Raw genomic sequence first — 21,580 nt, forward strand, 5'->3', positions numbered from 1 at the left:
TGAGCGTGTCACTGATCGCTTCCGACCAATTCCGCATCGTTGTCGGCCTCGGCAAGAGCGGCATGTCCCTGGTTCGCTTCCTGGCGAGCCGGGGCATTGCCTTTGCGGTCGCCGACACCCGCGAGCAACCGCCGGAACTGGACACCCTGCGCCGTGATTACCCGCAGGTGGAAGTGCGCTGTGGCGAGCTGGACGTGGACTTCCTGTGCCGCGCCAACGAACTGTACGTGAGCCCGGGCCTGGCCTTGTCCACCCCGGCGCTGCAACAGGCTGCGGCACGGGGTGTGGCCCTGTCGGGCGACATCGAGCTGTTCGCCCGCCATGCCAAAGCGCCAATCATCGCCATCAGCGGCTCCAACGCAAAAAGCACAGTGACCACCCTGGTCGGCGAAATGGCTGCCAAGGCGGGCAAGCGCGTGGCCGTGGGCGGTAACCTCGGCACGCCAGCCCTGGACCTGCTGAGCGATGAGGTGGAGCTGTATGTGCTGGAGCTGTCCAGCTTCCAGCTGGAAACCACAGACCAGCTCAACGCCGAAGTCGCCACCGTGCTGAACATCAGCGAAGACCACATGGACCGCTACAGCGGCCTGCCGGCTTATCACCTGGCCAAGCACCGCATCTTCCGGGGCGCTCATCAGGTGGTGGTAAACCGCCAGGACGCGCTGAGCCGGCCATTGCCGGTCGAAGGCCGGCCGTGCTGGAGCTTTGGCCTGAACCAACCGGACTTCAAGGCCTTCGGCCTGCGTGAGGTCGACGGCGAGAAATACCTGGCGTTCGAATTCCAGAACCTGATGCCCGTGCGCGACCTGAAAATTCGCGGTTCGCACAACCACAGCAACGCCCTCGCAGCCCTGGCCCTCGGCCATGCCGCAGGCTTGCCGTTTGCACCGATGCTCGACGCCCTGCGCGAGTTTGGTGGCCTGGCCCATCGTTGCCAGTGGGTGCGCGAGCGCAATGGTGTCAATTGGTACGACGACTCCAAGGCCACCAACGTCGGTGCTGCGCTGGCGGCCATCGAAGGCCTGGGCGCGGATATCGCCGGCAAGCTGGTGTTGATCGCCGGCGGTGACGGCAAAGGTGCCGACTTTGCCGCGCTGCGTGAGCCAGTGGCGCGCTTCTGCCGTGCGGTGGTGCTGTTGGGCCGTGATGCCGAGCGCCTCGCCGAAGCGTTGGGCGAAGGTGTACCGCACGTGCGGGTCAAGACCCTGGAAGAGGCCGTCGAGCAGTGCGCCGCCCTGGCTCAGCCGGGTGATGCCGTGCTGTTGTCGCCGGCCTGCGCCAGCCTCGACATGTTCAAGAACTTTGAAGAACGCGGGCGCCTGTTCGCCCAAGCGGCGGGAGGGCTGGCATGATCTTCGGTATCTTCAAGCCGTACCCGTCGCCGCTGATCAGCGGCCGTGGCATCGACCTCGACTTCGCCATGCTTGCCGGCTGCCTGGCATTGCTGGGCCTGGGCCTGGTGATGATCACCTCGGCGTCCTCGGAAGTGGCCGCGGTGCAGTCGGGTAACCCGCTTTACCACATGTTCCGTCACCTGGTGTACGTGGTCATCGGCCTGGTCGCCTGCGGCGCCACCATGCTGGTGCCAATCGCCACCTGGCAGCGCATGGGCTTCATGATGCTGCTGGGCGCCTTCGGCCTGCTGGTGCTGGTGCTGGTGCCGGGTATCGGCCGGGAAGTGAACGGTTCCATGCGCTGGATCGGCTTCAGCTTCTTCAACGTGCAGCCGTCGGAGATCGCCAAGGTCTTCGTGGTCATCTACCTGGCCGGCTACCTGGTACGCCGGCAGACCGAGGTGCGCGAGAGCTGGATGGGCTTCTTCAAGCCGTTCATCGTGCTGCTGCCGATGGCTGGCCTGCTGCTGATGGAGCCGGACTTCGGTGCCACCGTGGTGATGATGGGCGCTGCGGCGGCCATGTTGTTCCTCGGCGGGGTGGGGTTGTTCCGCTTCAGTTTGATGGTGGTGCTGGCGGTGGTCGCGGTGTTTGTCCTGGTGCAGGCCCAGCCGTACCGGATGGCACGTTTGATCACCTTTACCGACCCCTGGTCCGACCAGTTCGGCTCGGGCTACCAGTTGACCCAGGCCTTGATCGCTTTCGGCCGCGGTGAGTGGCTGGGCGTGGGCCTGGGCAACAGCGTACAGAAGCAGTTCTACCTGCCCGAGGCGCACACTGACTTCGTGTTCTCGGTGCTGGCTGAAGAGCTCGGCGTGGTCGGCTCGCTGGTCACCATCGCGCTGTTCGTTTTCGTCACCGTGCGCGCCTTGTACATCGGCCTGTGGGCCGAAAAGGCCAAGCAGTTCTTCGCCGCCTACATGGCATTCGGCCTGGCCTTCCTGTGGATCGGCCAGTTCCTGATCAATATCGGCGTGAACGTCGGCCTGCTGCCGACCAAGGGCCTGACCTTGCCGTTCCTCAGTTACGGGGGCAGCTCGCTGGTGATTTGTTGCGCCTGCGTGGGCTTGCTGCTGCGTATCGAGTGGGAGAGCCGCACGCACCTGGGCAGCGAGGAACACGAATTCAACGAAAGCGATTTTGCCGAGGAGACCAGTCATGGCCGCTGACGGCAAGAACGTACTGATCATGGCAGGCGGTACCGGGGGCCACGTGTTCCCGGCCCTGGCCTGCGCCCGGGAATTCCAGGCACGGGGGTACAACGTGCACTGGCTGGGCACGCCGAAAGGCATCGAGAACGAACTGGTGCCCCAGGCCGGTCTGCCGTTGCACCTCATCCAGGTCAGCGGCCTGCGCGGCAAGGGCAAGCTGTCGCTGCTCAAGGCGCCGTTCACCCTGGTCAAGGCGGTGCTGCAGGCACGGCGCATCATTCGTCAGCTCAAGCCTGTGTGCGTGCTGGGCTTCGGCGGCTACGTGACCGGGCCGGGCGGTGTGGCCGCGCGGCTGTGCGGTGTGCCGCTGGTCATTCACGAACAGAATGCGCGCGCGGGTACCGCCAATCGGTTGCTGGTGCCACTCTCGGCACGCGTCTGCGAAGCTTTCCCGAACACCTTCGCGGCCAGCGAAAAACGTCGCACCACCGGCAACCCGGTGCGCCCGGAGCTGTTCATGGACGCGCGACGCGCACCCTTGGCCGAACGCCGTGCACGCCTGCTTGTGCTCGGGGGCAGCCTGGGTGCGGAACCATTGAACAAATTGTTGCCTAAGGCCCTGTCTGAAGTGCCTGCAACACTGCGGCCAGAGGTGTTCCACCAGGCTGGCAAGCAACACGCGCCTATCACCGCCGAGCGTTATCACGAGGCGGGCGTCGAGGCTCAGGTAGAGCCTTTCATCAAGGACATGGCCCAAGCCTATGGCTGGGCCGACATCGTCGTGTGCCGGGCCGGTGCCCTGACCGTCAGCGAACTCGCGGCGGCGGGCCTGCCTTCGATGCTGGTGCCGTTGCCCCATGCGATCGACGATCACCAGACCCACAACGCCCACTATCTGGCTCGGGAAGGCGCTGCCTTCCTGATGCCACAAGCGACAACTGGCGCAGCGCAGCTCGCTGAACGCCTGAACGAGGTGCTGATGCAACCCGAGAAACTCAACACCATGGCTGGCACCGCACGGCGCCTGGCCAAACCTGCCGCAACCAGCACCGTGGTCGATATCTGCCTGGAGGTGGCTCATGGTTGAAAGCCAGAAAGCCATGCCGCAGCCAAAAATGGGCCGCATCCGTCGCATCCACTTCGTCGGTATCGGCGGCGTGGGCATGTGCGGCATCGCCGAAGTGCTGCTGAACCTGGGCTATGAAGTGTCCGGTTCCGACCTCAAGGCCTCACCGGTTACCGAGCGGCTGGAGTCGTTCGGCGCAGAGATCTTCGTTGGCCACCGTGCCGAAAACGCTGCCAACGCCGACGTACTGGTCGTGTCCAGCGCCATCAACCCGGCCAACCCGGAAGTCGCCACTGCCCTGGAACGTCGTATTCCCGTGGTGCCGCGTGCCGAGATGCTCGCCGAGCTGATGCGCTACCGCCATGGCGTGGCCGTTGCCGGCACGCACGGCAAGACCACCACCACCAGCCTGCTGGCCTCGGTGTTCGCCGCTGGCGGCCTGGACCCGACGTTCGTCATCGGCGGGCGCCTGACCGCAGCGGGCACCAATGCCCAGCTCGGCACCAGCCGCTACCTGATCGCCGAAGCAGACGAGAGCGACGCCAGCTTCCTGCACCTGCAACCGATGGTCGCCGTGGTCACCAACATCGACGCCGACCACATGGCCACCTATGAGGGTGACTTCAACAAACTGAAGAAAACCTTCGTCGAGTTCCTGCACAACCTGCCGTTCTATGGGTTGGCAGTGATGTGTCTGGACGACCCGGTGGTGCGCGAGATCCTGCCGCAGGTCAAACGCCCGACGGTCACCTACGGCTTCAGCGAAGAGGCCGACATCCGCGCCATCAATGTGCGCCAGCAGGGCATGCAGACGCACTTCACCGTGCTGCGCCGCGACTGCGAGCCGCTGGAGGTGTCGGTGAACATGCCCGGCAACCACAACGTGCTCAACGCCCTGGCAACCATTGCCATCGCCTCTGACGAAGGCATCAGCGACGAGGCCATCGTCCAGGGGCTGTCCGGCTTCCAGGGCGTCGGCCGACGCTTCCAGGTCTACGGCGAGCTGCCGGTCGACGGCGGCAGCGTGATGCTGGTCGACGACTACGGCCACCACCCGACTGAAGTCGCTGCGGTGATCAAGGCCGTGCGCGGGGGCTGGCCAAGCCGTCGCCTGGTGATTGTCTACCAGCCGCACCGTTACAGCCGCACCCGCGACCTGTACGACGACTTCGTACAAGTGCTGGGCGACGCCAACGTGCTGCTGCTGATGGAAGTCTACCCGGCCGGTGAAGAGCCGATTCCGGGTGCGGACAGCCGTCAGCTGTGCCACAGCATCCGCCAGCGCGGCAAGCTTGACCCGATCTACATCGAACGTGGCGCCGAGCTTGCGCCCCTGGTCCAGCCGCTGCTGCGTGCCGGCGACATCCTGCTGTGCCAGGGTGCCGGTGATGTCGGTGGCCTGGCCCCGCAATTGATGAAAAGCCCGCTGTTCGCTGGCGCCAAGCAGGAGAAGTCGAAATGACCAGCGCCTACGACAAGCTGCACTCGACCCTGGACGTCAAGGCGTTCGGCCGCGTCGCCGTGCTGTACGGCGGCAAGAGTGCCGAGCGTGAAGTCTCGCTCAAGTCCGGCGCCGCCGTGATCGACGCCTTGACCCGCGCCGGTGTCGACGTGGTTGCCATCGATGTGGGCGACGACCTGCTCGACCGCCTGCAACACGAGAAGATCGACCGCGCCTTCATCATCCTCCACGGCCGTGGCGGTGAAGACGGCAGCATGCAAGGCCTGCTCGAGTGCCTGGGCATCCCTTACACCGGCAGCGGCATCCTCGCGTCGGCCCTGGCCATGGACAAACTGCGCACCAAACAGGTGTGGCAGAGCCTGGGCATTCCGACCCCGCGCCACGCGGTATTGGCCAGCGAAAGCGATTGTTTGAAGGCCAGTACGGAACTGGGCTTCCCGCTTATCGTCAAACCCGCCCATGAAGGCTCTAGCATCGGCATGGCCAAGGTGAACAGCGAGCAGGAACTGGTCGCCGCCTGGCAGGACGCCGCCAAATACGATTCCCAGGTACTGGTGGAGCAGTGGATCCACGGGCCGGAGTTCACCATCGCGGTACTGCGCGGCCAGGTGCTGCCGCCGATCGCCCTGGGTACGCCGCACGTGTTCTACGACTACGACGCCAAGTACATCGCCAACGATACCCAGTACCGCATCCCGTGCGGCCTGGACAGCGTCAAGGAACAGGAACTCATCGACCTGACCGCGCGCGCCTGCGATGCCATCGGCATCGAAGGCTGGGGGCGGTTGGATGTGATGCAGGACGAGCAGGGCCGGTTCTGGCTGCTCGAAGTCAACACCGCACCCGGCATGACTGATCATAGCCTGGTGCCCATGGCGGCCCGCGCGGCCGGCTTGGACTTCCAGCAATTGGTGCTGGCAATCCTGGCCGCCAGCGTCGAGACGCGAGGTTAACAGCCATGCAAGGCGCGATGTTACGTCATCAGCAACCCGCCACCGGCCGTAACAAGCCGGTGCCGCGTGGTGCCAGTCGAATGGTGGCCAAAGAGCCCATGTCGGCGCGCCTGCCCAAGGCCAACTTCAGTGGACTCAAGCGCCTGCTTTGGCCGGTGCTGCTGGTGGCAGCAGGCTTCGGCGCCTATGAAGGTGCCATTCGCCTGATGCCCTACGCCGACCGGCCGATCACCAAGATCGCGGTGCAGGGCGACCTCAGCTACATCAGCCAGCAGGCGGTGCAGCAGCGGATCGCCCCGTTCATGGCGGCGAGCTTCTTCAGTGTCGACCTGCCGGCGATGCGCGCAGAGCTCGAGCAGATGCCGTGGATCGCCCACGCCGAGGTGCGGCGCGTGTGGCCGGACGAGGTGGTGATCCGCCTGGAAGAACAGCTGCCAGTGGCACGCTGGGGTGATGAAGCCTTGCTCAATAACCAGGGCCAGGCCTTTACCCCGCGTGAGCTGGCCAACTATGAGCACCTGCCGCAGCTGTTCGGGCCGCAGCGTGCTCAGCAACAAGTCATGCAGCAGTATCAGGTATTGAGCCAGATGCTGCGCCCCATGGGCTTTTCCATCGCTCGCCTGGAACTGCGCGAGCGAGGCAGCTGGTTCCTGACCACCGGTGCGGGCAGCACCGGGCCAGGCATCGAACTGCTGTTGGGGCGCGACCATCTGGTGGAGAAGATGCGCCGTTTCATTGCCATTTACGACAAGACGCTTAAAGAGCAGATCACCAACATCGCCCGCATCGATCTGCGATACGCCAACGGACTTGCCGTTGGTTGGCGGGAACCGATTGCACCGACGACGGCCCAACCCGCCGTTGCGAAGAATTAGAGAGAGGCAGGACCATGGCAAACGCGCATAGCGGCAAAATGATCGTCGGGCTGGACATTGGCACCTCCAAGGTGGTGGCGCTGGTCGGCGAAGTGGGCGAAGACGGCACCCTGGAGATCGTCGGGATCGGTACCCATCCGTCCCGCGGCCTGAAGAAGGGCGTGGTGGTGAACATCGAGTCGACCGTGCAGTCGATCCAGCGCGCGGTGGAAGAAGCGCAGCTGATGGCGGGCTGCCGCATACACTCGGCGTTCGTCGGCGTGGCCGGCAACCATATCCGCAGCCTGAACTCCCACGGCATTGTCGCCATTCGCGACCGTGAGGTCAGCGTTGCCGACCTCGAGCGCGTGCTCGACGCCGCCCAGGCCGTAGCCATCCCGGCCGATCAGCGCGTGCTGCACACCCTGCCGCAGGACTACGTGATCGACAACCAGGAAGGCGTGCGCGAGCCGCTGGGCATGTCCGGCGTGCGTCTGGAAGCCAAGGTCCACGTGGTCACCTGTGCGGTCAACGCGGCGCAGAACATCGAGAAGTGCGTACGCCGCTGCGGCCTGGAAATCGACGACATCATCCTTGAGCAGCTGGCTTCGGCCTACTCGGTGCTGACCGACGACGAAAAAGAGCTCGGCGTGTGCCTGGTGGACATCGGTGGCGGTACCACCGACATCGCCATCTTCACCGAAGGCGCGATCCGCCACACCGCGGTCATCCCGATTGCCGGCGACCAGGTGACCAACGACATCGCCATGGCCCTGCGCACTCCGACTCAGTACGCCGAAGAAATCAAGATCCGCTACGCCTGCGCACTGGCCAAGCTGGCCGGCGCCGGCGAAACCATCAAGGTGCCGAGCGTGGGTGATCGCCCACCGCGCGAGCTGTCGCGCCAGGCCCTGGCCGAGGTGGTGGAGCCGCGTTACGACGAGCTGTTCACCCTGATCCAGGCCGAACTGCGCCGTAGCGGCTACGAGGACCTGGTGCCGGCCGGTATCGTCCTGACCGGCGGCACCGCGAAGATGGAAGGCGCCGTTGAACTGGCCGAGGAAATCTTCCACATGCCGGTACGCCTGGGCGTACCGCACAGCGTTCGGGGGCTGAGCGACGTGGTGCGCAACCCGATCTATTCCACCGGCGTGGGCCTGCTCACCTACGGCCTGCTGAAGCAGTCCGAGGACATGGTCCTGACCGGTAACAGCAACAGCAGCAGCAACAGCTATGGCGATGAACCGAAGGCCCCAGTGCTTGAGCGCTTCAAGCGGTGGGTCCAGGGCAATTTCTAAGTTTCAAAGCAGTAGTGGTAGGCGCAACAACTAGAGAACTGTAAGGAGAGGGAAAATGTTCGAGCTCGTAGACAACGTCCCGCAAAGTCCGGTCATTAAAGTGATCGGCGTTGGCGGTGGTGGCGGCAACGCCGTCAACCACATGGTCAAAAGCAGCATCGAAGGCGTGGAATTCATCTGCGCCAACACGGATGCTCAGGCGCTGAAAAACATCGGCGCGCGCACCATCCTGCAATTGGGCACTGGCGTGACCAAAGGCCTGGGTGCAGGTGCCAATCCAGAAGTCGGCCGTCAGGCCGCGCTGGAAGACCGTGAGCGCATCGCCGAGGTGCTGCAGGGCACCAACATGGTGTTCATCACCACCGGCATGGGTGGCGGTACCGGTACCGGTGCAGCCCCGATCATCGCCGAAGTGGCGAAGGAAATGGGCATTCTCACCGTCGCCGTGGTGACCCGTCCGTTCCCGTTCGAAGGTCGCAAACGTATGCAGATCGCCGATGAAGGCATCCGCATGCTGGCCGAGAGCGTCGACTCGCTGATCACCATCCCTAACGAGAAGCTGCTGACCATCCTGGGCAAGGATGCCAGCCTGCTGTCCGCCTTTGCCAAGGCTGACGACGTGCTGGCCGGTGCCGTGCGCGGTATCTCCGACATCATCAAGCGCCCTGGCATGATCAACGTCGACTTCGCCGACGTGCGTACCGTGATGGGTGAGATGGGCATGGCGATGATGGGTACTGGCTGCGCCAGCGGCCCGAACCGTGCGCGTGAAGCCACCGAGGCGGCGATCCGCAACCCGTTGCTCGAAGATGTCAACCTGCAGGGCGCCCGCGGCATCCTGGTGAACATCACCGCCGGCCCTGACCTGTCGCTGGGTGAGTACTCCGACGTAGGTAGCATCATCGAAGCCTTCGCCTCTGACCACGCGATGGTCAAGGTCGGCACCGTGATCGACCCAGACATGCGCGATGAGCTGCACGTCACCGTGGTCGCCACTGGCCTGGGCGCACGCATCGAGAAGCCGGTCAAAGTGGTGGACAACACCCTGCAGACCGCTCAACAGGCATACGAGGCTTCCAACCCGGCACCGGTTCGCCAGGAGCAGCCTGCGGTCAACTACCGTGATCTGGAGCGCCCGACTGTAATGCGCAACCAGGCCCATGCAGGTGCCGCCGCGGCAGCTAAACTCAACCCTCAGGATGACCTGGACTACCTTGATATCCCGGCTTTCCTGCGTCGTCAGGCTGATTAATGGAATTTATCAGGGGTATAAAGGTGATTGGTATTCAGCAAAGGTCGGGTCTGTTATCATCCCCAGCCTTTGTTGATACCTGTTCGCAATTTGCGCTGAAGCGGCCAATGCCATGATTAAACAACGCACCCTGAAGAATACCATCCGTGCCACAGGTGTCGGTCTGCACTCCGGGGAGAAGGTATACCTGACCCTCAAGCCTGCACCTGTTGACACCGGCATCGTCTTCCGCCGCGCTGATCTCGACCCTGTGGTCGAAATCGCAGCGCGTGCGGCCAACGTTGGCGAGACAACCATGTCGACGACGTTGGTCAACGGTGACGTCAAGGTCGATACGGTCGAGCACCTGCTCTCCGCCATGGCGGGCCTGGGCATCGATAACGCCTACGTCGAGCTCTCCGCCTCGGAAGTGCCGATCATGGATGGCAGCGCCGGACCCTTTGTATTCCTGATTCAGTCTGCCGGCCTGGAAGAACAGGACGCAGCCAAGAAGTTCATCCGCATCCTGCGTGAGGTGACTGTGGAAGAAGGCGACAAGCGCGCTACCTTCCTGCCTTTCGACGGGTTCAAGGTGAGCTTCGAGATCGACTTCGATCACCCGGTCGTCAGCGGCCGGACCCAGAGCGCCAGTGTCGATTTTTCCAGCACGTCGTTCGTGAAAGAAGTCAGCCGTGCCCGCACCTTCGGTTTCATGCGGGACATCGAGTACCTGCGCAAGCATAACCTTGCGTTGGGCGGCAGTGTGGAAAACGCCATCGTGGTAGACGAGACAGGCGTGTTGAACGAAGACGGCCTTCGCTATGAAGACGAATTCGTGAAGCACAAGATTCTCGACGCCATCGGTGACCTCTACCTGCTGGGCAACAGCCTGATCGGCGAGTTCAAGGGCTACAAGTCCGGGCACGCGCTGAACAACCAACTGTTGCGCAAGCTCATTGCTGAAACCGATGCCTGGGAAGTGGTCACTTTCGAAGATGCCAGCACGGCACCGATCTCGTACATGCGCCCTGTTGCGGCCGTGTAAGTTCGAACACTCTCTAGTTCATTAAGGCCACCTTCGGGTGGCCTTTTTTATTTCAGCCTTTATCCCGGGCGTGGCTGGCAAGGCGTTCCAGGGCAGCGCGCAATTTCGGGTCGGCAATCCCCTCGGCGGTATCGCGAAGGCTTTCGGCGGCATTGCTCGACAGCGCCGCAGCATGCCCGCCACGCTTGGCAGGCACCAATGGCGGTTGCACCTTGTACAAGATGCGCCGTAGGTTGCCGAACGCTTCCATGGCCTGCAACTCACGCATAAGGCGCTTTTGCTGATAGCGCAAGCGAGTAGCCCAATGGCCGTCGGTAACCACCAGCAACAATACGCCATCACGCCACGATGCCACGTGGCAGTGCTCGCGGGCAGCTGGCTGCAGTTGGCTTTCCAGCAAGCGCTGCAGGTGTTCCAGGCGTTCGGCCTGGTTCAGCAGCAGGCGCAGCGGGCGCACCTGGCGCAGCAGGGCGGACGGTAGCTGGGCAGGGGAGGGTTTGTAGGCCATGGTGGTCGCAGGAGGTTACAAGAGCGGCAGTTTAACACCTCTGTTGCCTGTGCCGGCCTCTTCGCCGGTACAGACCACACAAGGTAAGACTCATTCTCGATACGTTTCATCTTGCTGAGCCTTGAACTCAGGGAAAATGACCCTATCTAAGAAACGCCCCTGCCAAAACGCTGTATCAGCATCGTGGAAATCCACCACTTTCCTCACCATCGTTTCCGGGTAGAATGCTCGTTCGCATGCGGCCTCAGGGCTGCACGGGCGACTCATGGGGCCGCCCTCCATCCCTACGTGTGGAAGATCCTGCCGATATGTTTGCGCCTTTGTTAAAGAAACTTTTTGGAAGCAAGAATGAGCGTGAAGTCAAACGCATGCTCAAGACGGTGACTATCGTCAATGCCTTCGAAGAGAAGATGGTGGCCCTCTCCGATGAGCAACTGCGGGGCAAGACCGCAGAGTTCAAGGAGCGCTTGGCCAAAGGCGAGACACTGGACCAATTGCTGCCCGAAGCCTTCGCTGTCGCCCGTGAGGCCGGCAAGCGCGTCATGGGCATGCGCCACTTCGACGTGCAGCTGATCGGCGGCATGACCCTGCACGAGGGCATGATCGCAGAAATGCGCACCGGTGAAGGCAAGACCTTGGTCGGTACCCTGGCCGTCTACCTCAACGCATTGTCCGGCAAAGGCGTGCACGTGGTCACCGTCAACGACTACCTGGCCCGCCGTGACGCCAACTGGATGCGCCCGCTGTACGAGTTCCTCGGCCTGTCCGTGGGCATCGTCTCGGCCTTCCAGCCGCCGGAAGAAAAGCGCGCGGCCTACGCCTCCGACATCACCTACGGCACCAACAACGAATTCGGTTTCGACTACCTGCGCGACAACATGGCGTTCAGCCAGGAAGAGAAGTTCCAGCGTGAACTCAACTTCGCGGTGATCGACGAAGTCGACTCGATCCTCATCGACGAAGCCCGTACCCCGCTGATCATCTCTGGCCAGGCCGAGGACAGCTCCAAGCTGTACATCGAGATCAACCGCCTGATCCCGCGCCTGACCCAGCACATCGAAGAAGTCGAAGGCCAGGTCACCCAGGAAGGCCACTTCACCATCGACGAGAAGAGCCGCCAGGTCGAGCTCAACGAAGCCGGTCACCAGTTCATCGAAGAGATGCTCACCCAGGCTGGCCTGCTGGCCGAAGGCGAGAGCCTCTACTCGGCGCACAACCTGGGCCTGCTGACCCACGTCTACGCCGGCCTGCGCGCGCACAAACTGTTCCACCGCAACGTCGAGTACATCGTCCAGGATGGCCAAGTCCTGCTGATCGACGAGCACACCGGCCGTACCATGCCTGGCCGTCGCCTGTCCGAAGGCCTGCACCAGGCCATCGAGGCCAAAGAGAACCTGAACATTCAGGCCGAGAGCCAGACCCTGGCGTCGACCACCTTCCAGAACTACTTCCGTCTTTACACCAAGCTGTCCGGCATGACCGGTACCGCCGACACCGAAGCGTTCGAGTTCCAGTCGATCTACGGCCTGAACGTGATGGTGATCCCGCCGAACAAGCCGCTGGCGCGTAAGGACTTCAACGACCTGGTGTACCTGACCGCCGACGAGAAATACGCCGCGATCATTGCCGACATCAAAGAGAGCATGACCCAGGGCCGTCCGGTGCTGGTGGGTACCGCCACCATCGAGACCTCCGAGCACATGTCCAACCTTCTGCAGAAGGAAGGCATTGAGCACAAGGTCCTCAACGCCAAGTACCACGAGAAGGAAGCCGAGATCATCGCCCAGGCCGGTGCGCCAGGTGCGTTGACCATCGCCACCAACATGGCCGGCCGTGGTACCGACATTCTGCTGGGCGGTAACTGGGAGGCCGAAGTGGCCGTCCTGGACAACCCGACCCCTGAGCAGATCGCCCAGATCAAGGCCGACTGGCAGAAGCGTCACCAGCAGGTGATCGAGTCGGGTGGCCTGCACGTGATCGCTTCCGAGCGTCACGAATCGCGCCGTATCGACAACCAGCTGCGTGGTCGTTCCGGCCGTCAGGGTGACCCAGGCTCCAGCCGCTTCTACCTGTCGCTCGAAGACAGCCTGATGCGCATCTTCGCCTCTGACCGGGTGAAGAACTTCATGAAGGCGCTGGGCATGCAGTCTGGCGAGGCGATCGAGCATCGCATGGTCACCAACGCCATCGAAAAAGCCCAGCGCAAGGTCGAGGGCCGCAACTTCGACATCCGCAAGCAGTTGCTCGAATACGATGACGTGGCCAACGAGCAGCGCAAGGTGATCTACCACATGCGCAACAGCCTGCTGGCGGCCGAGAACATTGGCGACACCATTGCCGAGTTCCGCAAGGAAGTGCTGGACGCTACCATCAGCCAGCACATTCCGCCGCAATCGCTGCCCGAGCAGTGGGACGTGGCCGGCCTGGAAGCCTCGCTGTCGAGCGATTTCGCCATGAAGCTGCCGATCCAGCAATGGCTCGACGAGGACGACCACCTCTACGAAGAGACCCTGCGCGAGAAGCTGCTGAGCGAGATCACCAGCGCCTACACCGAGAAGGAAGACCAGGCCGGCATCGACGCCCTGCGTACCTTCGAGAAGCAGATTCTGCTGCGCGTGCTGGACGACCTGTGGAAAGACCACCTGTCGACCATGGACCACCTGCGCCACGGCATTCACCTGCGCGGTTATGCGCAGAAGAACCCGAAGCAGGAGTACAAGCGCGAGTCGTTCACCTTGTTCCAGGAGCTGCTCGAGTCGATCAAGCGCGACACCATCCGCGTGTTGTCGCACGTTCAGGTGCGCCGCGAAGACCCGATCGAAGAAGAAGCCCGCCTGCGCCGCGAAGCCGAAGAGCTGGCCAGCCGCATGCAGTTCCAGCATGCTGCCGCGCCAGGCCTTGAAAGCGAAGCGCTGAACGAGGAAGGCGCCGAAGTGGCCGTGGCCGCAGCACCGGTGCGCAACGACCAGAAGCTGGGCCGTAACGAGCCATGCTGGTGCGGTTCGGGCAAGAAGTTCAAGCATTGCCATGGGCAGATCGAGTGATCTGACCCAGTCGCAGTAACGTAACAAACGGGGCCGCTGTGCGGCCCATTCGCGGCACAAGGCCGCTCCCACAGGGACCGCACCGGCTCAGAAGTCTGTGCGGTCCCTGTGGGAGCGGCCTTGTGCCGCGAATGGGGCGCGAAGCGGCCCCGCTCTTCCATCATCATTTCACCGTTTTTCTAGGAGCGCTCTAATGGCTGTTGGTCTTGGTCCTTTGCCCACCCTGCACCCGGTTCCGGGTTTTGAACTCGGCATCGCTTCTGCCGGCATCAAGCGCCCTGGGCGCAAGGATGTGGTGGTCATGCGCTGTGCCGAAGGCTCCAGCGTCGCTGGCGTGTTCACCCTCAACGCCTTCTGCGCAGCACCGGTGATCCTCTCCAAGCAGCGTGTTCAGGGCACTGTGCGTTACCTGCTGACCAACACCGGCAACGCCAACGCCGGTACCGGTGCACCGGGCCTGGCCGCTGCTGAGCGCACCTGCGCCAAGCTCGCCGAGCTGACCGGCGTGCCGGCCGAGTCGGTACTGCCGTTCTCCACCGGCGTAATCGGCGAGCCGTTGCCGGTCGAGAAGATCGAAGGCGCCCTGCAGGCTGCCCTGGACAACCTGTCGGAAAACAACTGGGCTGAAGCCGCCAGCGGCATCATGACCACCGACACCCTGCCCAAGGGTGCCAGCCGCCAGTTCCAGCACGATGGCGTGACCGTAACCGTGACTGGCATCAGCAAAGGCGCCGGCATGATCCGCCCGAACATGGCCACCATGCTCGGCTACATCGCCACTGACGCCAAGGTCGCACCCAAGGTGCTCAAGGACCTGATGCTCGACGGCGCCAACAAGTCGTTCAACCGCATCACCATCGATGGCGACACCTCGACCAACGACTGCTGCATGTTGATCGCCACCGGCAAGGCCAACCTGCCAGAAGTCACTGAAGCCAGCGGTGCGCTGTTCGAAGCCCTGAAAAAGGCGGTGTTCGACGTGTGCATGGAGGTGGCCCAGGCCATCGTCCGTGATGGCGAAGGCGCCACCAAGTTCGTCACGGTGCAGGTCAACGGTGGTGGTAACCACCAGGAATGCCTGGACGTCGGTTACGCCGTCGCTCACTCGCCGCTGATCAAGACTGCGCTGTTCGCCTCTGACCCCAACTGGGGCCGCATCTTGGCCGCCGTCGGCCGGGCGGGCGTGCCGGAGCTGGATGTCAGCCTGATCGATGTGTACCTGGACAACGTCTGCATTGCCAGCCAAGGCGGGCGCAGCCCGAGCTACACCGAAGCGCAAGGCTCTGCGGTCATGGCCCAGGAAGAGATCACCATCCGCATCGAACTGGGCCGTGGTGCCTGCAGCGAAACCATCTGGACCACCGACCTGTCCCACGAGTACGTGAAGATAAACGCCGAATACCGCACGTGATTCAATTGGGGCCGCTTTGCGGCCCTTCGCGGCACAAGGCCGCTCCTACACCGGTCTTCGCTGTGCCTGTAGGAGCGGCTTTGCGTCGCGAAGGGCTGCGAAGCAGCCGCAAAACCCCGACAAATGGAGCCGAACCATGAGCTATCACCTGATCATCGGCGACAAGCTGTATTCTTCCTGGTCGCTACGCGGCGCCCTGGCCCTCGAACTGGCCGGCGTTCCCTACGAAGAAACCCTGATCAAACTCAACCAGCCCGACACCCGTCAGCGCCTTCTCGCCTACTCTGCCACCGGCAAGGTGCCGCTGCTCAAGACCGAGCATGGCGTGATCGCCGACTCCCTGGCCATCGCCGAATACCTCAACGAACGCCACCCCCAAGCGCAGCTCTGGCCTGCCGACGTGGCCGCCCGTGCCCAAGCCCGTTCGGCCTGCGCGCAGATGCACAGCGGCTTCTTCGCCTTGCGCGGGGCGATGCCGTTCGACCTGTCCCGTGACCAGGCCCTTGAGTCTGTGCCGCTGGAGGTGCAGATCGACATCGACCGTATCGTCGCGCTGTGGTCCGAATGCCGCCTGGTCGCCAAGGACACGGGCCCATTCCTGTTCGGCAAGCCGACCCTGGTCGATGCCTACTTCGCCCCGGTGGCGGTGCGCTTGCGCAGCTACCGCGTCGAAGTCCCGGCAGAGGCAGCGGCTTACATCGAGACTATTTACCAGTGGCCGGCATTCAAAGCCTGGCAGCAGGCTGGCCTGGCGGAGCGCGAAGGGTGAAACGCATTCATGTAGCGGCAGCGGTAATCCGCGGTGCCGATGGCCGCATTCTGATTGCGCGGCGGGCAGATACCCAGCACCAGGGCGGCCTTTGGGAGTTCCCGGGTGGCAAGGTGGAAGAGGGCGAAAGCGTCGAAGCGGCGCTGGCCCGTGAGCTGCGCGAGGAACTGGGTATCGACGTGACCCGGTCGCGGGCGCTGATCAAGGTCAGCCATGACTATCCGGACAAACAGGTGCTGCTGGACGTTCGCGTTGTCGAAGCGTTCACCGGTGAACCCCATGGCGCCGAGGGCCAGCCTTTGGAGTGGGTGGCACCGCGCGACCTCGCGCAGTACGACTTCCCTGCCGCCAACAGGCCGATTGTTGCCGCTGCACGGCTGCCGGATCAGTACCTGATCACGCCGGATGGCCTGGAAGTGCCGCAGATGCTCAAGGGCATCCAGAAGGCGGTGGCCGACGGCACCCGGCTGATCCAGCTGCGAGCGCCGGACATGTACGACCCCAAGTATCGCGACGTGGCGGTGGATGCGGTCGGCCTGTGCGGTGGCAAGGCCCAGTTGATGCTCAAAGGGCCGCTGGAGTGGCTGGGCGACTTCCCGTCGGCCGGTTGGCACCTGACGGCCGCGCAGTTGCGCAAGTATGCCGCCAAGGGGCGACCGTTCCCTGAGCACCGCTGGTTGGCGGCGTCGTGCCACAGTACCGAAGAGCTGGCATTGGCGGAGCAGATGGGGGTCGATTTTGTCACCTTGTCGCCGGTGCAGGCGACCCAGACGCATCCTGAAGCGTTGCCTTTGGGGTGGGAAGCGGCGCGACGGGCGATTGCAGGTTTCAGCCGGCCAGTGTTCTTGCTGGGTGGGGTAGGGCCGGGTGATCGTAAGCGGGCCTGGGAAGCGGGGGCGCAGGGCGTGGCCGGGATCCGGGCGTTCTGGCCTGAGGTCTGAGTCGCTTGTGATTGGGGCCGCGGTGTGGCCCATTCGCGGGCAAGCCCGCTCCCGCAGGGGGACCACAGATTCCGGGCCCTGCGGTATTGCTGTGGGAGATTCTATGGTTTTCAGCAAGCCGGTTTGCTCCCACGGTCTGTACTGCTGCGAACAGTCAGAATCGGGCATTTAGTCCCACCACCCCTTCAAGTCTAACCATACAAGCGGGCTTGCCCGCGAATGGGCTGCGTAGCAGCCCCCGCACGCTCAGCCCTGAGGCTTCTCAGCAGGCTGCCACAGCACCTCGGCAACCCCCTGCCGCCGCCCAATGATCCGCGCTGCCACAAACAACAGATCCGACAGCCGGTTGATATACGCCAACCCAGCACCCTCCAACGGCTCCAGCGCATTCAGTTGCTGACACCGCCGCTCCGCACTGCGCGCCAGGCACCGGCACACATGCGCCTGCGCCACCAACGCCGAACCACTGGGCAAGATGAAATTCTTCAACGGCCCCAGCTCTTCGTTCCACACGTCGATTGCCGCTTCCAGCCGCTCCACCTCGGCCTGGTTCAGCGCCTGGTAACTGGGCATTGCCAGCTCGCCGCCGAGGTCGAACAAGCGGTGCTGACAGGGTGCAAGCACATTGCCCACTTCGTCCAGCCCCTGCTCAGCCAGGCCGGCGAGCAGCACCCCCAACTGGCTGTTGAGGCTATCCACCTCGCCGATGGCTTCGATACGCGGGTGGTCCTTGGGCACCCGGCGGCCGTCGCCCAGGCCGGTTTCGCCTTTGTCGCCAGTGCGGGTGTAGATCTTCGACAGGCGGTAGCCCATGTCATGCCTCCGTGGTGTTTGGTGCCGTCGCTGCCGGCTGGCCGAGGGGCAGGCGCAAGGTGAAGCAGGTGCCCTGGCCGGGCGTGGACTGCACCTCCATCTGCCCCTTGTGGTTGTTGGTGATGATGAAATAAGAAACCGAAAGGCCAAGGCCTGTGCCCTGGCCGATCTCCTTGGTGGTGAAAAACGGCTCGAAGGTGCGCTTGCGCACCGCTTCAGGCATGCCCACGCCGTTGTCCTCGACTTGGATCTCGGCCCAGGGTGGGTTGAGCCGGGTGCGCAGTGTGATGCGCCCGGGCTCGCTGGGTTGCGGGCGCAGGTGGATGGCCTGGGCGGCATTTTTCAGCAGGTTGAGCAGTACTTGTTCCAGCTCGTTGGCGGTGCAGGGCACTGGCCCAAGGTTTGGGTCAAACTGGCGGACAATGGCCTGGCCCTTGAAGTCAAAGCCAATGGTGAGGTCGAAGTCGTTGCTGGCGATTTCCACGGCCTGGTCGATCAGCGCGGGCAGGTCGCAAGGCGCCAATTGGCGGTTGCTGCGGCGGCTGAAACTGAGCATGTGGGTGACGATTTTGGCCGCCCGGGCGCCGGCCTGTTGAATGCCGTCGAGCAGCTGCGGCACTTCGCGGCTTTCGAGGTAACGGTTGACGGTGGGCAGGTCGATGCCCAGCTCTTCGGCCTGCTCCTGGTTGCGCGGCAACTCCGGGGACAGGCGCCGACGGATATTCTGCACGTTATGCAGGATCGCCCCCAGCGGGTTGTTGATCTCGTGCGCCATGCCCGCAGCCAGGCCGCCCACTGAGAGCATCTTTTCCGATTGCACCATCATTTCTTCCAGTGACAGGCGCTGGGTAATGTCGTCGATGCGGATCACCACGCCGCGGCCGCCGCCGCCCATCAGCGGATAGAACGTCAGGGCGTAGTGGCGCAGGTCCTCGCCCTTGGGCCAGGTCACCCGCTCGATTTTCGCCACCCGGTGTTTCTCTACGGTTTCCTTGAGCTGCGGCAAAAACGGTTTGAGCGGCTCGAAAGCGATGAAAATCGGCTGGTTCAGCGCCTCGTCCAAGGGCGTTCCGGAGAGCACCGTGGCCTCGTGGTTCCACTGGGTGACGTAGAGCTGCTCGTCGAGGGCGATCAGTGCCGAGGGCATGGAGTCGATGATGCTGTTGAGGTAGTTCTGGAAGCCCGTGAGCTTTTTCTCGATCTTGCTGCGCACCTGGACTTCCAGCTCCAGCTTGCGGTTGGTGTGGCGGGTTTCTTCGGCCAGGCCCTGGGCCTGGTCATAGGCGGTCTGGAATTCGTCGCGGGTGCGCTTGAGCTGCTGCTCGCGGGCCTCGATGCGCGAGAGCATGGTGTTGAAGGCTTCGGCCAGGCTGCCGATTTCGTCATCGTTGCCGCGGCGGGCACGCAGGGCGTAGCTTTCTTCGCGGGTGACCTGGCGGCTGAGCTCTTCGAGCTGGTTGATCGGCTGGGTGATCAGGCGCTTGATCTGCCGCGCAACGACGATCCACAGCAGGATGCTGAACACCAGGATACCGAGGCTGGCACTGAGCGTGCCGGTGTAGAAGGCGGTCGGCAGTTCGCTGCTGGCCACCAGCAGTAGGTGGGCAGGTGGGTCGGCTTCGCGGGGGATGCGAATCAACTGCGTGCTGCGAAATTCCATCAGGCGCCAGCCGTCGATGTTGCGAAAGCGCTTGGGCAACGCCAGCGGTTCGCCGTGCTGCAGCTGCGCCAGCATGCGGCCGTCTCCGCCGTAGACGGCGGCGGCGCGCAGTGGCATGTAGCTGTCCAGCTCCTTGAGCAGGGCATTGGCGCTGTCTGCGCTGTCGCCGGCACGCGCCGACAGCTGCGGGTTGGCGATCAGCCGGCCGATGGTCTGCAGCGCCTGGGGCGCCATGCTCTCCTGGGTGATCCAGTAGGCGGCGCTGATGAAGGTCAGGTTGGCCACCAACAGAATGGTCACCAGCAGCACCAGCAGGGCCGCCAGCAGCTTTTGCCCGACCGGGAGGTTTTCCAGGCGTTGGCGCAGGGTCATGGGCAAGGCAGTGTCCGTATCCGGTTGAAAGGGCCAGCGTCAGGCGCTGGGCAAGCCGCGCGCCTGCAGGTTATCGACCAGTCGCTGGTGCAGGCGTTCCAGTTCCGGCAACGCCACGCCATGCCGCTCGGCGGCGCGGCACACATGGCCGAGCAGGTAGTGGACCTCGGTACGTCGGCCCGCGCGCACGTCCTGGTACATGGAAGAGTAGTTGGCGGCGGTGGCGAGGATCACCCGTTGCACTTCTTCGTCCAGGTCTTCGGCAGCCTGGGGTTGGCCACAGCGGCGCAGCAACTCAGCCAGCTCGTCGCACAGGGCGGTCACTTCGGCCAGGTGCTCCAGCAGGCCGCCATTGCGACACTCATGCAGCACGGTCAGCGGGTTGATCGCGCAATTGAGGGCCAGCTTGCGCCACAGCCGGGTGAGGATATCCACGGTCCATTCGGCCGGGATGCCGGCATCGTGCAGGTCATCGAACCACGCCGGGATCCCGGGTTTGAGTGGGTCACCCAGCCAGTTGAAGCCATGGCCAGCGAAGCGCACCTGCCAATCACCCTCGCGGAACGCCCCTTCGGTGCTGGAGGCGAAGATGCAACGGGCATGGGGCACCTGGTCGGCGACCTCGTCCTGGCTGCCCAGGCCGTTCTGCAGCAGCACCAGCTCTGCACCTTCGGCCAGCCGCGGTACCAGGCGCTTGATGGCCGGCGCCGCGTCGTACGCCTTGCAGGCCACCAGCAGGCGGTGAATAGGGCCATGGGCGTCGGCCGTTTCGGCGGGGATCGCGTAATGCCTGGAGGTGTCCTGCTCGAACAAGGTCAGGCCGCCCACACGTTGATAGGCCTGCAGCCGCTGCTCGTCGCGCAGGATCAAACGTACCGCCTTGCCGGCGCGCGCCAGGCGGCAAGCCCACAGGCTGCCCAGGCTACCCGCGCCGAGAATATGCCAGGTGCTGCTCATATGCGTTTCGCAACCCGTTATAATGAGCCCGCATTTTAACCATCTAACTCAGCGTGCTCCATCTTCAGGCCGAGCGCGCTTTTATTTTTGGAGAATACCCATGCCTTCGTTCGACGTGGTATCGGAACTGGACAAGCACGAAGTGCAGAACGCTGTAGACAACGCCGTCAAGGAACTTGATCGCCGTTTTGACCTCAAGGGCAAGGGCAGCTTCGAGTTCAAGGACAAGGAACAGACCGTGCTGCTGACCGCCGAGGCCGAATTCCAGCTCGAGGCGATGATCGAGATCCTGCGCGGTGCGCTGGTCAAGCGCAAGATCGATGTCAAATGCTTGGAAACCAAGGATGCCTATGCGTCCGGCAAAGAAATGAAACAGGAAGCCAAGTTCCGCGAAGGCATCGACAAAGAGCTGGCGAAGAAGATCGTCGCCCACATCAAGGATGCCAAGCTCAAGGTCCAGGCTTCCATCCAGGGTGAGCAGGTGCGTGTCACCGGCAAGAAGCGTGACGACCTGCAAGAGGCGATCGCTGCCCTGCGCGCCAAGGAATTCGACATGCCGCTGCAGTTCAACAACTTCCGCGATTGATCGAAGCGTCACCAGGAACCTCGATGGCGTAATGATGTCCATGGGGGCCGTGGCCGCGGAAATGC

At 63.4% G+C, this 21,580-nt stretch carries 18 protein-coding genes; 14 read left to right on the forward strand and 4 right to left on the reverse strand.

Annotation, left to right across the window (positions count from 1 at the left end):
* Window positions 1-5 precede the first annotated feature (5 nt).
* From murD to lpxC, 9 genes are all read left to right on the forward strand, one after another.
* Complete coding sequence (murD, locus tag ACMCNM_RS06405) at window positions 6-1,352, forward strand: UDP-N-acetylmuramoyl-L-alanine--D-glutamate ligase (protein ID WP_085273655.1); 1,347 nt, start codon at window positions 6-8, stop codon at window positions 1,350-1,352.
* On the forward strand, window positions 1,349-2,563 hold the full coding sequence (gene ftsW, locus ACMCNM_RS06410; protein WP_027594015.1) for a putative lipid II flippase FtsW: 1,215 nt from the start codon (window positions 1,349-1,351) through the stop codon (window positions 2,561-2,563). Before murD ends, ftsW begins: the two co-directional genes overlap by 4 nt.
* Window positions 2,553-3,632 carry an undecaprenyldiphospho-muramoylpentapeptide beta-N-acetylglucosaminyltransferase gene (gene murG, locus ACMCNM_RS06415; RefSeq protein WP_412764100.1) on the forward strand — a complete coding sequence of 360 codons (1,080 nt, stop codon included), beginning with the start codon at window positions 2,553-2,555 and terminating at the stop codon, window positions 3,630-3,632. Before ftsW ends, murG begins: the two co-directional genes overlap by 11 nt.
* Window positions 3,625-5,073, forward strand: coding sequence for a UDP-N-acetylmuramate--L-alanine ligase (murC, locus tag ACMCNM_RS06420; protein ID WP_027594017.1), 1,449 nt, complete (start codon window positions 3,625-3,627; stop codon window positions 5,071-5,073). The genes murG and murC overlap by 8 nt, the downstream gene beginning before the upstream one ends.
* Window positions 5,070-6,026: a D-alanine--D-alanine ligase gene (locus ACMCNM_RS06425; RefSeq protein WP_027594018.1), complete on the forward strand. Its 957-nt coding sequence runs from the start codon at window positions 5,070-5,072 to the stop codon at window positions 6,024-6,026. The genes murC and ACMCNM_RS06425 overlap by 4 nt, the downstream gene beginning before the upstream one ends.
* A 5-nt stretch (window positions 6,027-6,031) precedes the next feature.
* Window positions 6,032-6,901 (forward strand): cell division protein FtsQ/DivIB, encoded by an 870-nt coding sequence (locus ACMCNM_RS06430; protein ID WP_027594019.1) that lies wholly within the window; start codon window positions 6,032-6,034, stop codon window positions 6,899-6,901.
* A 14-nt stretch (window positions 6,902-6,915) separates the two neighbouring features.
* Window positions 6,916-8,178: a cell division protein FtsA gene (gene ftsA / locus ACMCNM_RS06435; protein ID WP_027594020.1), complete on the forward strand. Its 1,263-nt coding sequence runs from the start codon at window positions 6,916-6,918 to the stop codon at window positions 8,176-8,178.
* A gap of 55 nt (window positions 8,179-8,233) precedes the next feature.
* A complete protein-coding gene (gene ftsZ / locus ACMCNM_RS06440) occupies window positions 8,234-9,430 on the forward strand; it encodes a cell division protein FtsZ (RefSeq protein ID WP_003251871.1) in 1,197 nt (398 codons plus the stop codon).
* 112 nt (window positions 9,431-9,542) lie between these two features.
* Complete coding sequence (lpxC, locus tag ACMCNM_RS06445; RefSeq protein ID WP_027594021.1) at window positions 9,543-10,454, forward strand: UDP-3-O-acyl-N-acetylglucosamine deacetylase; 912 nt, start codon at window positions 9,543-9,545, stop codon at window positions 10,452-10,454.
* Window positions 10,455-10,506: 52 nt separating this feature from the next.
* Here the strand turns inward: lpxC and ACMCNM_RS06450 are convergent, their stop codons facing one another.
* Complete coding sequence (locus ACMCNM_RS06450) at window positions 10,507-10,962, reverse strand: DUF721 domain-containing protein (protein WP_027594022.1); 456 nt, start codon at window positions 10,960-10,962, stop codon at window positions 10,507-10,509.
* Window positions 10,963-11,270: 308 nt separating this feature from the next.
* On the opposite strand from ACMCNM_RS06450, the gene secA reads away from it, so the two are divergent.
* From secA to ACMCNM_RS06470, 4 genes are all read left to right on the forward strand, one after another.
* Entirely contained in the window at window positions 11,271-14,006 is a 2,736-nt protein-coding gene (gene secA, locus ACMCNM_RS06455) for a preprotein translocase subunit SecA (RefSeq protein WP_085273642.1), read from the forward strand.
* 193 nt (window positions 14,007-14,199) lie between these two features.
* On the forward strand, window positions 14,200-15,417 hold the full coding sequence (gene argJ, locus ACMCNM_RS06460; protein ID WP_412764101.1) for a bifunctional glutamate N-acetyltransferase/amino-acid acetyltransferase ArgJ: 1,218 nt from the start codon (window positions 14,200-14,202) through the stop codon (window positions 15,415-15,417).
* Between the two features lie 136 nt (window positions 15,418-15,553).
* Window positions 15,554-16,186, forward strand: coding sequence for a glutathione S-transferase family protein (locus ACMCNM_RS06465; protein WP_099455235.1), 633 nt, complete (start codon window positions 15,554-15,556; stop codon window positions 16,184-16,186).
* Window positions 16,183-17,127, forward strand: a complete 945-nt coding sequence (locus tag ACMCNM_RS06470; RefSeq protein WP_412764102.1) for a Nudix family hydrolase — start codon at window positions 16,183-16,185, stop codon at window positions 17,125-17,127. Before ACMCNM_RS06465 ends, ACMCNM_RS06470 begins: the two co-directional genes overlap by 4 nt.
* Window positions 17,128-17,373: 246 nt before the next feature.
* Here ACMCNM_RS06470 and ACMCNM_RS06475 read toward each other — a convergent pair whose 3' ends face one another.
* The 3 genes from ACMCNM_RS06475 to ACMCNM_RS06485 are packed head-to-tail and all read right to left on the reverse strand — an operon-like array spanning window position 17,374 to window position 20,929.
* Complete coding sequence (locus tag ACMCNM_RS06475) at window positions 17,374-17,940, reverse strand: cob(I)yrinic acid a,c-diamide adenosyltransferase (RefSeq protein ID WP_186677728.1); 567 nt, start codon at window positions 17,938-17,940, stop codon at window positions 17,374-17,376.
* Between the two features lies 1 nt (window position 17,941).
* Window positions 17,942-19,972: an ATP-binding protein gene (locus ACMCNM_RS06480; RefSeq protein WP_085273638.1), complete on the reverse strand. Its 2,031-nt coding sequence runs from the start codon at window positions 19,970-19,972 to the stop codon at window positions 17,942-17,944.
* 39 nt (window positions 19,973-20,011) lie between these two features.
* Window positions 20,012-20,929 (reverse strand): putative 2-dehydropantoate 2-reductase, encoded by a 918-nt coding sequence (locus ACMCNM_RS06485; protein ID WP_412764103.1) that lies wholly within the window; start codon window positions 20,927-20,929, stop codon window positions 20,012-20,014.
* A 100-nt stretch (window positions 20,930-21,029) separates the two neighbouring features.
* On the opposite strand from ACMCNM_RS06485, the gene ACMCNM_RS06490 reads away from it, so the two are divergent.
* Window positions 21,030-21,515: a YajQ family cyclic di-GMP-binding protein gene (locus ACMCNM_RS06490; protein ID WP_027594030.1), complete on the forward strand. Its 486-nt coding sequence runs from the start codon at window positions 21,030-21,032 to the stop codon at window positions 21,513-21,515.
* The last annotated feature ends 65 nt before the right edge of the window (window positions 21,516-21,580 follow it).

Source organism: Pseudomonas sp. NGC7, from assembly GCF_047159675.1.
In the GTDB taxonomy this organism is placed as follows: Bacteria; Pseudomonadota; Gammaproteobacteria; order Pseudomonadales; family Pseudomonadaceae; genus Aquipseudomonas; species Aquipseudomonas kermanshahensis.

Coding starts and splice junctions, on each gene's coding strand:
- murC (WP_027594017.1), top strand. CDS start 3,625: ATGGTTGAAAGCCAGAAAGCCATGCCGCAGCCAAAAATGGGCCGCATC.
- ACMCNM_RS06425 (WP_027594018.1), top strand. CDS start 5,070: ATGACCAGCGCCTACGACAAGCTGCACTCGACCCTGGACGTCAAGGCG.
- ACMCNM_RS06450 (WP_027594022.1), bottom strand. CDS start 10,962: ATGGCCTACAAACCCTCCCCTGCCCAGCTACCGTCCGCCCTGCTGCGC.
- ACMCNM_RS06490 (WP_027594030.1), top strand. CDS start 21,030: ATGCCTTCGTTCGACGTGGTATCGGAACTGGACAAGCACGAAGTGCAG.
- ftsZ (WP_003251871.1), top strand. CDS start 8,234: ATGTTCGAGCTCGTAGACAACGTCCCGCAAAGTCCGGTCATTAAAGTG.
- ACMCNM_RS06465 (WP_099455235.1), top strand. CDS start 15,554: ATGAGCTATCACCTGATCATCGGCGACAAGCTGTATTCTTCCTGGTCG.
- ftsW (WP_027594015.1), top strand. CDS start 1,349: ATGATCTTCGGTATCTTCAAGCCGTACCCGTCGCCGCTGATCAGCGGC.
- lpxC (WP_027594021.1), top strand. CDS start 9,543: ATGATTAAACAACGCACCCTGAAGAATACCATCCGTGCCACAGGTGTC.
- ACMCNM_RS06430 (WP_027594019.1), top strand. CDS start 6,032: ATGCAAGGCGCGATGTTACGTCATCAGCAACCCGCCACCGGCCGTAAC.
- murG (WP_412764100.1), top strand. CDS start 2,553: ATGGCCGCTGACGGCAAGAACGTACTGATCATGGCAGGCGGTACCGGG.
- secA (WP_085273642.1), top strand. CDS start 11,271: ATGTTTGCGCCTTTGTTAAAGAAACTTTTTGGAAGCAAGAATGAGCGT.
- ftsA (WP_027594020.1), top strand. CDS start 6,916: ATGGCAAACGCGCATAGCGGCAAAATGATCGTCGGGCTGGACATTGGC.
- ACMCNM_RS06480 (WP_085273638.1), bottom strand. CDS start 19,972: ATGACCCTGCGCCAACGCCTGGAAAACCTCCCGGTCGGGCAAAAGCTG.
- ACMCNM_RS06475 (WP_186677728.1), bottom strand. CDS start 17,940: ATGGGCTACCGCCTGTCGAAGATCTACACCCGCACTGGCGACAAAGGC.
- ACMCNM_RS06485 (WP_412764103.1), bottom strand. CDS start 20,929: ATGAGCAGCACCTGGCATATTCTCGGCGCGGGTAGCCTGGGCAGCCTG.
- argJ (WP_412764101.1), top strand. CDS start 14,200: ATGGCTGTTGGTCTTGGTCCTTTGCCCACCCTGCACCCGGTTCCGGGT.